Source organism: Spirosoma harenae, assembly GCF_054776975.1.
The window spans coordinates 113,675-126,934 of record NZ_BAAHBD010000017.1 but is presented as its reverse complement, the minus strand read 5'-3'; the positions used below and the strand labels follow the sequence as shown (position 1 = coordinate 126,934).

The following is a 13,260-nucleotide window of genomic DNA, read 5'->3' as shown; positions in this document are numbered from 1 at the left end:
CAATAAAAAAGCCCGAGAATTCGGGCTCCGGGAAAAGCAGTATAGAAAGGTGATTAACTGAGCATTGACGTCGACTTGCCGTAGAGTGACGGTAATACGCCATAGTGTTCCTGGAATACTTTTGAGAAATAAGACAGATTATCGAAGCCAACTTCATAGGCTACCTGCGTTACACTAAGTTTACCATCCTGCAATAATTCGGCGGCTTTTTCCAGCCGGATATCCCGAATAAAATTCGTAGCGGTCTTATTGGTCAGGGCTTTGAGTTTACGATGAAGCTGAACTCGACTCAAATTAGCCGCTTGGGCCAGCTCTTCAACGGTAAATTCTGGATTATCCATCTGTTTACTGACCAGCACCGTCAAGCGGTCAATAAACTGCTGTTCAGCTGTGAGCGGAACGGGTATCTGCTCCTGAGCCATCGACATAGTTCGGCTTGCTCCGAACCATTCGAACAATCGCTGTCGCTGTTGAATCAGGTTCCGAACCCGAACCTGAATTTCAGTCTGGTTAAATGGTTTGGTCAGATAGTCGTCAGCACCTAATTCAAAACCTTCAATACGATCCTGAACCGTAGCTTTAGCCGTTAGCATAATGACCGGAATATGGCTGGTCGTTTCCTGTTTTTTTATTGCCTGACAGAAACCAAACCCATCAAGCCGGGGCATCATTAGATCGCAGATTACGATGTTAGGCAGGAAAGCGTTTGCTTTTTCAAGTCCTTCCTGCCCGTCAACGGCTTCAAGAACCTGATAATCTGACTCAAAAATGGTTCGCACATACGCCCGGATGTCGGGGTTATCATCAATGACCAGCAGCACATTGCCAGCTTTTAGCGCCGTTTCGGCCTGTTCCAATTCTTCAGTTTCCTGAGCATTTTTATGTACGCTCAGCTGTTCGATTTCTGCTTGCCGATTCCAGGCAAAAACGGAAGCCGAATTGTCAATTGCGGCTCCTTCAGCCGGGCGCGAACGATACGCTACAGGGAACGATACAACAAACCGGGTGCCTATACCTTCGGTGCTGGTAACCGTAATGGAGCCGTTTAACACCCGAACCAATTCATTAACAAGAGCCAGCCCAATGCCGGTGCCTTCATACGAGCGATTCATCTTGCCATCGACCTGATAAAACCGTTCGAAAATATGGGCCAGATGCGTCGGAGCAACACCAATACCCGTATCCAGAATCGACAAGACTATATTACCCGTACCTTTCGCGTCCGGATAATGAACCATCATCCGCACCTCTTTTCCAGCGGGAGTGAACTTAAAGGCGTTCGAGAGTAGATTGGTCACGATCTTCTCCAGTTTATCCCGGTCAAAATCAGTCCACCATTCCTGCTCATCCTGTTCGAACGTAAACCGAATCTGGCGGCTTTGGGCCAGCGATTCAAACGCGCTGGATGTTGTTCGGAAAAATGTAGCCAGATCGCCGGTGCTCAACTCGGGCTTAAGCTGCCCCGATTCCAGCTTGCTTAAATCAAGTAACTGATTAATCAGACTCAGCAATCGACTGGCATTCCGCTGAATCAATGGAAATCGGCTATCGTGAGCGTAGTCCTGAATCGCCTGTTCAATAGGTCCCAGAATCAGCGTAAGCGGTGTACGGAATTCGTGCGAAATGTTTGTAAAAAACTGCGTCTTCAACGTGTCCAGTTCGGCTAAGCGAATGGCTTCTTTCTGTTCAAAAGCAAACCGCTGCTCCAGCAGTAGTCGTTGCGTCTGGAATCGGTACAATTGCAAACCGATGAAAGCCAGTATCGCTATGTAAATCAGATAGGCCCACCAGGTTCGATAGAAAGGCGGATTCACCCGAACCTGCAATTCGACAGGCTTGCTCCAGGTCTGCCCATCCGTCGAGCCTATCATCTGAAACGTGTAGGAACCCGTTGGTAGCTGTGCGTAATTCGCAAAGCGATTTGTACCTGCTTCTACCCAATCCTTATCAATATTGTCAAGTCGATAGCGGTACTGATTTTTGGCCGAGTTCGCGAAATCCATCACCCCAAATTCGAGTGTAATCAGATTCTGATTATACGCTAAATCAATGCGTTTCGTGTTGTCAATTGTTTCGGTCAGAATACCATCAGGGTCGCCAACGTTAACCGTTTCATTATTGATTTTCAGACCGATCAGATGCGCCTGTGGAGCCTGGCTACTGGAACGAATCACGTTACCGGCCCGAAACACGGTTAATCCGTGGACTCCACCAAAAAGCAGTTCGCCCGAAGCCGCTTTAAGAAAAGAACCCGTATTGAACTCGTCGTCCTGTAAGCCATCGGCTTTGCTAAAATTGCGGAATGTTCGTTGTGCAGGATTGAACATAGCCAGCCCTCGGTTTGTGCTCAGCCAAAGATTTTTGAACTCATCCGCCAAAATCCCGTATACAACCTTGTTCGGTAAACCATCCTTTTCCGTAATATGGCCGAACTTACCAGTTTGCTTATCCAGCCGATCCAACCCTCCCCCCCTGGTGCCGATCCAAAGGTATTTCACAGGCTGGCTTGGATCATCAATCACGCTGGAAACCATGTCGTTACTCAGGCTTGATCGATCCGCCACACTATTTTTATACAGCGTAAACGTAGGCTTTGTCAACGGATGATCGACGCGAACCAGCCCTCGAATTGTCCCGATCCAGAGCGTACCTTCCTGATCGAAATAGAGGGCAGACGTTTCAATATCCGCGACTTTTTGGGGCAAAAGCGATTGATATGAGAAAATCTGGAACGTTTCCGTTTTCGGATCGAACCGTAGTAGCTTTCCATTGATCAGACCGATCCAGAGTTGTCCTAATTTATCTTCGACAGTCTGGTTGTAACTGAACCCAAAAGCGGTATTGGGGGGCAGCTTATACTTTTTGAGAAGTTTCCAATGCGATGAAAATTTAAACAGACTCATCTCCTGCGTCTGAAAATTCGTATTCGATACCCAGAATATTCCCTGGCTATCCTGCATCATATAACGAGCCCGTTTGTCGGCAGGCGCTAAATCAGCTGGTAAATAGGGGATTAATCGATTTGCAAACCGATCCAATTGTTCATAAGCCAGTTCATGACGGATATACGTTCGGCCCTGTCGATCAGCACATAAATAGGAAAGTGTGGCTGCGGGTAATAGCGACTCAAACCGTTTTATCTTCGGATTAAACTTGCGAAGGCCATAACCACTCGTGCCTACCCAGAGATTTCCCGTCTGATCAATGAGAAAATCAGTAATAGCGTATAGGTTCGACGGTAAGGTCGTAAAAGCATTTCGAGTTATCAGACTGTCCTGACGCATCAGTTCGTCGGGCGACATCAGCCATAGCAAGTTATCGACAGCGATGATTACCGTTTTTGACTTAATGATCTGTATCGCGATCTGCGAATAATTTCCTTTCGGCAGGAAAATATCTTTCGCAATCCCCTTCCGACGACAGGCAATTTTATTACCGAGGGTAGCACACCAAATATCCTGATTTATATCGCCTTCCGTAAATAACGTTTCGCTTGGCCCAGTTTTTATTAACTCGACTGTCTCCAGTTTCTGAAAATTCCTCCAGTTAAAATACTGTAAACCAACCGTATAAACGGCCAATGCTTTCCCATCCGCTCGAAAACTAAGGCTATTGATCGAGCCACCTATTTTTTCTGGAATTGGCAATCTTAAAATCTGCACCAGCTTCGCCAGATCAGGCTGTTCAGGAAAAGCCTTTTTTAGCGTATCCGATACACTAACCTTAAACACCTTTTTCAAATCAGCCACTACCCATATATCCCCCTTTGGATCTTCGTAAAGAGAATTGATGGTATAATTTCCAGCATTAGCTGATGTCTGATCACGTATATCGAGGTGGTAAAATCGCTGGGTGCGCGTGTTGAACAAGCTGATTCCCTGGTTGATCGTGCCCACCCAAAGCCAGCCCCGACTATCGACCAGTAAGGTAGAGCAGTTGTTATCAGACAGGCTATACTCGTTATAAGGATCGTGCGTAAAAACCGTGAAATTGTGTCCGTCGTATCGGTTTAGGCCGTCTTTCGTAGCAATCCAGATAAATCCTTTTTGGTCCTGTTCCAGGTCATAAATCATGCCCTGCGACAAGCCATCGGAAATCGTAAGTTCCTGCCACCCCGTTTGTTGAGCGAAAAGGGTAAATGGCAATAGAAAAAGTACCCAAAGGATGCGCATCCGAGATCCCAATTTTCAATCAATAGTACGCAAAAAGAAAAGCCTTCGATTGAGTAGTAGCAATAAGTATACCGTTTTTGGAATGTTTATCTATTAAGCGGATAGGTTTTAGCTAGAATACAAAAACCCGGTGTTTGAGCACCGGGTCTCGATCTTTATTGAATGGTAAGTTACTTAGGAATTAACCTTTATTGGATTTCGAGTACTGGTTATTTCTGTTCATGATAGACTAAAACAGGCACTTCTGATTTTTCGATCAAATTGGCAACAGGATTCGACTGAAATAGTCCATCCAGAAATCCTGACTTTGGATATAACTGCATGACAATCAGATCCGCATGAACTGTATCTAATTTATCCTCAGTCAATACGGTTAGGAAAGCATCAAACGCTTCCACCAACGATTCCGTTTGGGCAGTTACCTGCGCCTGCGTAGTTTGCGCCTGCATGGCATAGGCAATTGTATGGACCTGTGCCGGACGAATAGCCACTCCTTCTTCCGTTGTCGGAACAATCAAAACCGGACAATAAGCCTCGTCCGCTACGTCGGAAACAGCACTACCGGCTAATCGATCAAAAAACGTGCTCAGATCGCTGCGTCCCATAACGATCAGATCAGCTCGAACTTCTTTAGCAACGGCCAGAATTTCATCGTCTACCAATCCAATTCGCCACTCAGCTTGTACAGATAAGCCTTCGGCCTGGAGCGAAGCCGCTAGTCCTGTTAATCGATTACGGCTAATATCTTCCAATTGTTGCGTCTCAATCAACCCAAGTCCAGGATCGGTCACAGATGGAAATACAGTATCGGGAACTATGGGCAAATAAACGTGCAGCAACGTAATAGTAGCCCCGGTTTTTTGAGCGAAAAGCCGTACCCAGTCTAGCGCGGCAGCAGTATTAGTTGAAAAGTCAGTAGGGAAAAGCAGGTTTGTCATAAAACGTTTACGGTTTACAATATACGGCGGTCGGTGCAACAATAACTTTTGCGTTAACTACCGTATACTGTAAACCGTAAACAATAAACTATGTTCAGCGTCTCGAGGGCACGGTTGGTGGCGGTACAATGCCCGAATCACCTCCATTATTCAATTTTTGGATAGCCATTAATTGCTGCATAGTTTTTTCCATACCGTCAGTCGAACCATCCAGGAAAATAACATTACCCCGTCCATTTTCAGCAAAATGCTTAATAGCTTCCGTCCAGATCGAGAACAGAATCAGCGATGCATCGAGCTTGGCTTCGTTCATCACCCGCGCCGATTCGGCCATCCCTTTTGCCACTTCCTCCCGGAACAAAGCCACGCCCTGACCGCGTAACTGTGAAGCGGTTTTCTCTGCTTCGGCCGAAATCTGAATCGCATTACCCTCAGCTTCAGCGGCTTTCGTTTTTGTAATCAGAAGCGCCTGTCCTTCATTCTCAGCAGCAGCTCTTAAGTTCGACGAGGCCACGACCTGCGCCATTGATCGCATAATGACCTCATCGAACGCAATGTCGTTTAATTGCAAATCGGTCAGGTGATACCCCCAGCTTTCCAATAACGCATCAAGCTGAGCCTTAACGTGTTCGATAATCTCAGAGCGCAAAGCCAGAATTTCAGACTGTCTTTTAGTTGCAACAAAACTACGGATCGAACCTTCGATGGTTCGAACCAGAGCCTGCATAAACGACGCTTCGTCGATAAACTTAAACGCTACGTTCTTAATCGTTTCTTCGGCCTGATTCAACACCGAATACACCAACATAGCCTTGAAGTTAACATTGGCCTGATCGGCTGTAATTGCCTGAAACGCTAGCTCGACCGAGCGGTTTTGAATCGATATGCGTCGATAGATGAATTCAATAAAAGGAATTTTAAAGTTTAGCCCTGGCGTCATGACGCGGGTATATTTTCCGAAAACGGTAACAACAGCTACGGTTCCCTGTCGAACAATGACAACTGAGAGATACAGGACGATAGCCGCCAGAATAATTAATACGAGAAAAAAGTCCATTGTGTAAAGATTAGGGTAAAAGAAAACGGATTCTGTGTGAAAGTACAGAATCCGTCGATATACAATGAAAATTTTTACGTAATCGGATTGATACCCTTAGTGACTCGGCGTTATTTCGTAGTTAACCGCATTTTTATGGTGGTAATACACCATGATTGCCATCAAGAAGCCCGTAAACGCCATCACAGCGCCAACCAATTGTGGCGATGCGTAGCCCATACCGGCAGCAATCGGTAGGCCACCTAAATAAGCGCCTAACGCATTCCCCATATTAAATCCGGCCTGACTAACCGAAGAACCCAGCATTTCAGAACCATTCGACGCCCGAATCATCAGAATCTGGATCGGTGCCCCTAACGAGAAAGCTACTGCTCCAGTGATAAACGTCATGACAAGTAAAGGAATCTGGAAAGGCGCTACGAAATAAATAATAAGTAAACACGCCACCATTAAGGCCAAGAACAAAGCCGTAGCCTTAACGGGTGAAATCAGATCGGCCACGCGACCCGAAACCAAGTTACCGACGGCCATGCCACAACCCGCCAGTACCAGAATCCATGTCAATTGATTATTGCTGAACTGCGCAACTTCGGTAAGTAACGGCGCAATGTAACTGAACCACGCAAACAGACCGCCCGTTCCGATGGCCGTAATACCAAGTATCAGCCAAGGTTCTACGTAGGTGAACAATTTCAGGTCTTTCCGCAGATTTGTTTCACCAACCACAGGCATAACCGGCAGGAACCGCTGAATACTCGCCATCGTAATCAGGCCAACCGCAGCGATAATCAAAAACGTCAGCCGCCAGCTCATGGTATGGCCAATGTACGTGCCGAGCGGAACACCAATAATATTAGCAATGGTCAGTCCGGCAAACATCATCGAAATGGCCTGCGCTTCTTTCCCACGGCCCGCTATCCGACTAGCGACAACTGATCCAACGCCAAAAAACGCACCATGCGGCAGCCCCGATAAGAGTCTGGTAATCATCATGGTTTCGTAATTGGGGGCGAATGACGAGAGCGCATTACAGAACGTAAACAAGGCCATCAGGCCCAACAAAATCTTTTTCGGCGGGTAATTTCCAGCAATACCAACAAGCAACGGAGCGCCTAATACAACGCCAAGGGCGTACGACGAAATCAGGTGGCCCGCAACGGGAATCGAGATGTGTAGTGAACTAGAAATATCTGGCAGGATACCCATCATCACAAATTCGGTCATTCCAATGCCGAAGCCTCCAATGGTGAGAGGCAGTAGACTCTTTTTCATTTTTGCAGCTTTCTTTTTTCAGCAACCGACGTTTTAACATTCTAGAAAAAACGCAAAACAAAATCGCCAATTCAGATTGTATTCTCTTGTTGAAATAAATAAAGTACAAAAATGTTCCCTACTCTCCGAATGTTCTAATTTATTAACATGGGAATACAATTAAGCGCGATGAGCCAACAAAAAAGCCCGACGAATCGTCGTCGGGCCAAGTAAAATACATCCTTCCAGATGTTAGTGCGCCAGCAACCAGTTTTCGCCGGTGCCGATGCCGGTTTCCATCCGAACGGCCATGGGGATAGCGTTTTTCATGATATCGTCGACGCGTTCAGTTAGCAAGGCGATTTCGTCGCGGTGAGCGTCGAAGACGAGTTCATCGTGGACGGTTAGAATCATTTTTGATTTCAGACGCTCTTGCTGCATGAATTCGTGAATCCGAATCATGGCGATTTTGAGCATATCAGCAGCACTTCCCTGAATGGGCGCGTTCACGGCGTTGCGTTCGGCAAACATCCGATCAGTCTGGTTACGGGAATTAATGTCACGCAGATAGCGTCGACGACCGAGAATTGTTTCGGCGTAACCGAAACCGCGGGCTTTTTCAATGCACTGATCGATGTAATCTTTTACGGCTGGGAATCCGGCAAAATACTCGTCGATAATTTCGGCGGCTTCTTTGCGTGGAATCTTTAACCGTTGCGATAGGCCGAAAGCAGAAATACCGTAGATAATGCCAAAATTGATGGTTTTGGCTTTCCGGCGCATATCGCTCGTAACTTCATTTAGCCCAACATGAAAAACCTTGCTAGCCGTTTGCGTATGAATATCGACGCCATTATTAAACGCATCGAGCATAGTTTGATCACCGCTGAAAGCCGCCATGATCCGCAATTCGATCTGCGAATAATCGGCTGACATAATCAGGAATTCAGGTCCACGCGGAACGAATGCTTTTCGAATTTCCTGTCCACGCGGGGTACGAATCGGGATATTTTGCAGGTTGGGATTAACTGATGATAGTCGTCCGGTTGCCGCAACAGCCTGATTGAACGATGTATGAATACGTCCCGTACGTTTGCTAATTAGTTGCGGCAATACATCAACATACGTATTCTTCAGTTTAACCAGTTCGCGATAATCCAGGATTTTCCGAGCGATTTCGTGTTCTACTTCCAGCTTCGACAATATCTCTTCGCCCGTCGCATACTGACCCGTTTTGGTCTTTTTAGCGTTTTTGTCGAGTTTGAGTTTTTCAAACAGAACCTCACCAAGTTGTTTCGGCGATCCGATGTTGAACGGATTTCCAGCAATATCGAAAATCTCCTGCTGAACCTGTTTCATATCGACCTCGAGCGAAGCAGATAAGTCGGCCAGTGCTTTTGTATCGAGTGTAACGCCCTCTAACTCAAGATCGGTGAGTACGCGAACGAGCGGCATCTCGACCTGATCAAACAGTTTGTGTAGATTGTCTTTTTCAAGTCGTGGGGCAAACGTGTGTTTTAATTGCAGCGTAATGTCAGCGTCTTCGGCTGCATAATCAACCACTTTCTGAATCTCGACTTCCCGCATCGTCAGTTGGCCTTTTCCCTTTTTGCCAATCAGCGCTTCAATCTCGACAGGACTGTAATTCAGGTACATCATCGCCATCATGTCCATATTATGGCGCATTTCTGGCTCGATGAGGTAGTGCGCTAACATGGTATCGAACATCTTGCCCTGAACCTCGACGCCGTACTTTTTCAGCATCAGCAGATCGTATTTCAGGTTCTGTCCAATCTTTTCAATAGCAGGATTCTCGAAAACGGGTTTAAACTGGTCGACAATGGCTTGCGCTTCGGCCCGATCTTCTGGCACGGGTACGTAAAACGCTTCGCCCGTTCGGTACGCAAACGAAAGTCCCACCAAATCAGCTTCTACAGGATCGATAGCGGTTGTTTCAGAGTCGAAACAAATGCTTTCCTGAAGATTCAGATAATGCACCAAACTAGCTCGTAATTCCGGCGTATCAACCAGTCGATAATCGTGCTTGACGGATAGAATCGTTTTCCGTCGTTCGGGCTGATTTTCCTCCAGTTCAACGTCTGGATAAACATCGAGGTAAGCCGGTTCTTCAGTCACTTCGTTACCGGGTGCATCATCCGTGGTAATCGTTTCTGTGACTTTGGATGGCGTTGCTTTCGCTCCTGAAGCCGCCGGTACACTAACCGATGTTCGTTTGCCTTTTGGTTTATCGGTAGATAAAGTAGCCGACGGAGTGCCTGTAAAATCGAATGGTAAATCGCTTGCTCCAGATGGATTGACCGCGCTCATGTTCGGAAACGGCATGAACGCAGGCGTATCACCACCGGGTGAATCAAACAGATTCATTTGACCAGCAGGATTGGCTTTAAATGCCGCTGGCAATGGTTTTTCGTCGTAATCTCCCCCTAGCAAACGGGTCTTCATTTGCCGGAACTCCAGTTCATCCAGCAGGGCAGCCAAGCGGGGTTTATCGTATTCGGTATGACGTAATTTATCTTCGTCAAACGCAAGTGGCACGTCTAAATGAATGGTTGCCAGTTGCTTCGACAACATCCCCTGCTGCGCAAAATTGACGACGTTCTCTTTGAGTTTTCCCTTTAGCTCGTCAGCGCGGGCAATTAGGTTTTCAATCGATCCAAAATCGGCAATGAGTTTCTGAGCCGTTTTTTCGCCTACACCAGGAATTCCCGGGATATTATCGACCGAATCACCCATCAGGCCAAGCATATCGGTTACCTGCTCGATTCGTTCAATTTGCCAGCGTTCCAGCACTTCTTTTACGCCCAGTTTTTCAACGGGTTTGCCCATAAAAGCGGGCTTGTAGATATGAATATGGTCTTCTACAAGCTGACCGTAATCTTTATCGGGTGTCATCATATACACCTCAAAATCAGCCATTGCCGCTTTTTTAGCAATCGTCCCAATAATATCATCGGCTTCGTAGCCTTCCAGAATCAGAATCGGGATGTGCATGGCCTCAATGATCTTCTTGATATACGGCATGGCCACGCTGATATCTTCCGGCTGCGACTGCCGTGTCGCTTTATACATCGGGAATTGTTCATGCCGGAACGTCTTCTTGGCCGAATCGAACGCGACGCCGATGTGAGTAGGTTTTTCCTTCGTCAGCACCTCGATCATGGCATTCATAAAGCCAAATACAGCCGACGTATTGACCCCCCGCGACGAGATCCGGGGAGTTTTATTAAAGGCAAAATGAGCGCGGTAAATCAGGGCCAGCGCATCGAGCAGGAAGAGTTTTTTAGTTGGTTGGGCCATTCGATAGGAGTCACAAATCAATTTGCCAAAGGTCGAAAGTCTTACGCAGAATCACGTATTTCCAACGAAACAAATTGATAAAATCTGAGGGTAAATTCACTGAATATAGAACATTTACAAGCCGGTTTTGATTCCTCCGAAAGGGTCTAAAAAAGGGTCAGGGCAGGTGAACGCACAAGTAATTTTATGCGTTCACCTGCCCTAATTTATTGATTATAAAGCGTCTTTTTATTGCGGCAATAGCAATCTGTCAATAATATGAACAACCCCGTTTGTTGCACTAATATCGGGGCCAGTAATGCTTGAAGCGGTTCCGCCGTTTCCTTTGCCGGTAACGGTCAGCGCCGTTGTACTAACCCCAGCGGTAATGGTTCCGCCCTGTGCTGTACTCAGACTTGAACCATTGGTAATCAGCGGTGTATATACTCGTCCGTTCACCAAATGATAGCTCAGTACACTAGCTAATGTGGCAACGGGTGCTTTGGCAATAGCAGCCGAATCGTAGCCAACGGCCTTAAAAGCAGCATCAGTCGGCGCGAAGACAGTAATTGGTCCAGTAGCAGTCAGTGAACTAACGGCACCCGTTTTTGCCACAGCCGCCGTTAGTAGTTTAAACGATGCAGTCGGTAACAGGAGCGGAATACCCTGAATGGTTGCTACAACGTTTCCGAATGTAGGTGGCAGTAACACTCGATCAATAGCATAAACGACCCCATTGCTGGCCTGTCCATCGGTCTGTAAAATGCGCGCTCCATTGACTGAAATCGTACTGGATGTAGTCGACGTAGTTGTCGATGAGGTGGACGTTACTTTAGATACATAAACAGGCAAACCACCCGCTGTTTGCTGAGGAGTATTAACACCAACCGGAATATCAGCGGATGCTACTCGAGTACTAAGAACGTGATATTGTAGGATAGATTTCAGCAAATCGGTAGATGCAGCATTAATCGCAGCCACATCATTGTATCCTAATAATTTAAAAGCAGCATCGGTCGGCGCAAAAACAGTGTATGTACCGGGCTGGCTCAGCATTCCATCCAGACCTGCTTTTGTAAGGGCTGCTTTGAGTAAGGTAAATTGGCCACTCGTATTAAGTAAATCGCCGATTGTCGAAAGCGTTGGTGTGTTGTTTTCCTCTTTTGTACAAGCCGAAAAAAAGCTGGTCAATACGATAAGGAGTGAGAATAACAAGCCCCAGGGTTTCACAACGGACGCATGTTTTGATTTGTGCATGATGGTTACTAATTGGTTAAACGTATCCAAATCAGGTTATTTGTTTTCCAAAGAACGACAATCGACTGGTTTTGTTTGAGATTCAATCCATCCTGCTGACCATTTGCCCGTTTCAATTTTCGGTCGTTGGTTTGCAAAAAATCTCTGATTCCTGACTTATTTACTCTTTACTCAATGCCTCAGCCCAAATTTGCCCGCGAGTCTGCAACCATTATGACCGAAATGGTATTACCCAACGATACCAACACGCTCAACAATCTGATGGGTGGGCGACTCCTGCACTTCATGGACATTGCCGCAGCTATTGCGGCTCAAAAACACTCCAATCGAATTGTCGTAACAGCTTCAGTCGATAACGTTTCGTTCGCCGAACCTATTCGCTTAGGCAACATCGTGACCATAAAAGCACAGGTAACGCGCGCGTTCAGTTCGTCGATGGAAGTGTACCTTGAAGTGTGGGGCGAAGACATTCCAGCGGGTATTCGGGTCAGTACCAACAGCGCTTTCTACACATTTGTCGCCGTCGATCAGAGTGGTCGCCCGATTGAAGTACCGGCAGTTATTCCGGAAACCGATGATGAAAAAGATCGATACGCCAGTGCCTTACGCCGACGGCAACTCCGACTCGTATTGGCCGGGCGCATGAATGCACAGGATGCGACGGAGTTACGGGAATTTCTCAAAGTCTGAACCAGGTTCACAGTCAGTTCAATCACATAAATCCCGGTTCTAGTTCGGCATTTTAAACGATTGCCAGGTTACCATTTGCCATTGTGGTCCCTTCCGGACGTACACAGAAGTGTATTTTAAATGCGTATTGATGGTTTCGCCATTATTCATCGCTTTTACCATGCAGATACCATTGATAATCGCCGTATTGCCATATACGCGCACTTTCTGATCTTCGACATCAATAGCGTCATATTTCGATTTGCCATCGCGGATGGATTGAATATAAGACTCTTTAGAATCGCTGTTCCCGTTCGAATGCGTGTACACCAGATCGTTTCCCAGCACTTTATCCAGATACGCATAATCTTTACTAACCTGAGCGGCAAATCGTTTTTTCTCAGTTTCGGCCACCGTTTTTCCCTCGGCAGAGAGCGCAGCCGACGATGATGCAGCGGCTGATGGCGATACGGGCGTTTGCGCCACGGCGCAGTACATCGAGAAAAATAAGCCGAATGTCAGGAGGAATTTCATAGAAGTGAATCTGAGATTATTTAGAACTAAATCAGTATCCTTCAAAAGAACACCATCGATGCATTCTACCTTTCGGCAATGTCCA

The 13,260-nt window shown here is 46.6% G+C and carries 8 protein-coding genes; 1 reads left to right on the top strand and 7 read right to left on the bottom strand.

From position 1 onward, the window contains the following. Positions 1–53 precede the first annotated feature (53 nt). The 6 genes from ACYVE4_RS21880 to ACYVE4_RS21855 form a co-directional block, all read right to left on the bottom strand. The gene (locus ACYVE4_RS21880; RefSeq protein ID WP_461042378.1) at positions 54–4,172 is read right to left on the bottom strand and encodes a hybrid sensor histidine kinase/response regulator transcription factor; all 4,119 of its coding nucleotides are present in this window, start codon (positions 4,170–4,172) and stop codon (positions 54–56) included. A gap of 209 nt (positions 4,173–4,381) precedes the next feature. Then, entirely contained in the window at positions 4,382–5,110 is a 729-nt protein-coding gene (locus tag ACYVE4_RS21875; protein WP_461042377.1) for a universal stress protein, read from the bottom strand. A 94-nt stretch (positions 5,111–5,204) separates the two neighbouring features. Further along, the gene (locus ACYVE4_RS21870) at positions 5,205–6,167 is read right to left on the bottom strand and encodes an SPFH domain-containing protein (RefSeq protein ID WP_461042376.1); all 963 of its coding nucleotides are present in this window, start codon (positions 6,165–6,167) and stop codon (positions 5,205–5,207) included. Positions 6,168–6,263: 96 nt separating this feature from the next. Next, entirely contained in the window at positions 6,264–7,439 is a 1,176-nt protein-coding gene (locus ACYVE4_RS21865; RefSeq protein WP_461042375.1) for an MFS transporter, read from the bottom strand. A 231-nt stretch (positions 7,440–7,670) separates the two neighbouring features. Continuing rightward, the gene (polA, locus tag ACYVE4_RS21860; RefSeq protein ID WP_461042374.1) at positions 7,671–10,736 is read right to left on the bottom strand and encodes a DNA polymerase I; all 3,066 of its coding nucleotides are present in this window, start codon (positions 10,734–10,736) and stop codon (positions 7,671–7,673) included. Positions 10,737–10,964: 228 nt separating this feature from the next. Next, complete coding sequence (locus tag ACYVE4_RS21855; protein WP_461042373.1) at positions 10,965–11,972, bottom strand: fasciclin domain-containing protein; 1,008 nt, start codon at positions 11,970–11,972, stop codon at positions 10,965–10,967. 174 nt (positions 11,973–12,146) lie between these two features. Between ACYVE4_RS21855 and ACYVE4_RS21850 the strand changes: the two genes are divergently transcribed. Further along, positions 12,147–12,662, top strand: coding sequence for an acyl-CoA thioesterase (locus tag ACYVE4_RS21850; protein WP_461042372.1), 516 nt, complete (start codon positions 12,147–12,149; stop codon positions 12,660–12,662). Positions 12,663–12,701: 39 nt separating this feature from the next. Here the strand turns inward: ACYVE4_RS21850 and ACYVE4_RS21845 are convergent, their stop codons facing one another. Beyond that, positions 12,702–13,175 carry a nuclear transport factor 2 family protein gene (locus tag ACYVE4_RS21845; RefSeq protein ID WP_461042371.1) on the bottom strand — a complete coding sequence of 158 codons (474 nt, stop codon included), beginning with the start codon at positions 13,173–13,175 and terminating at the stop codon, positions 12,702–12,704. Positions 13,176–13,260: the final 85 nt, after the last annotated feature.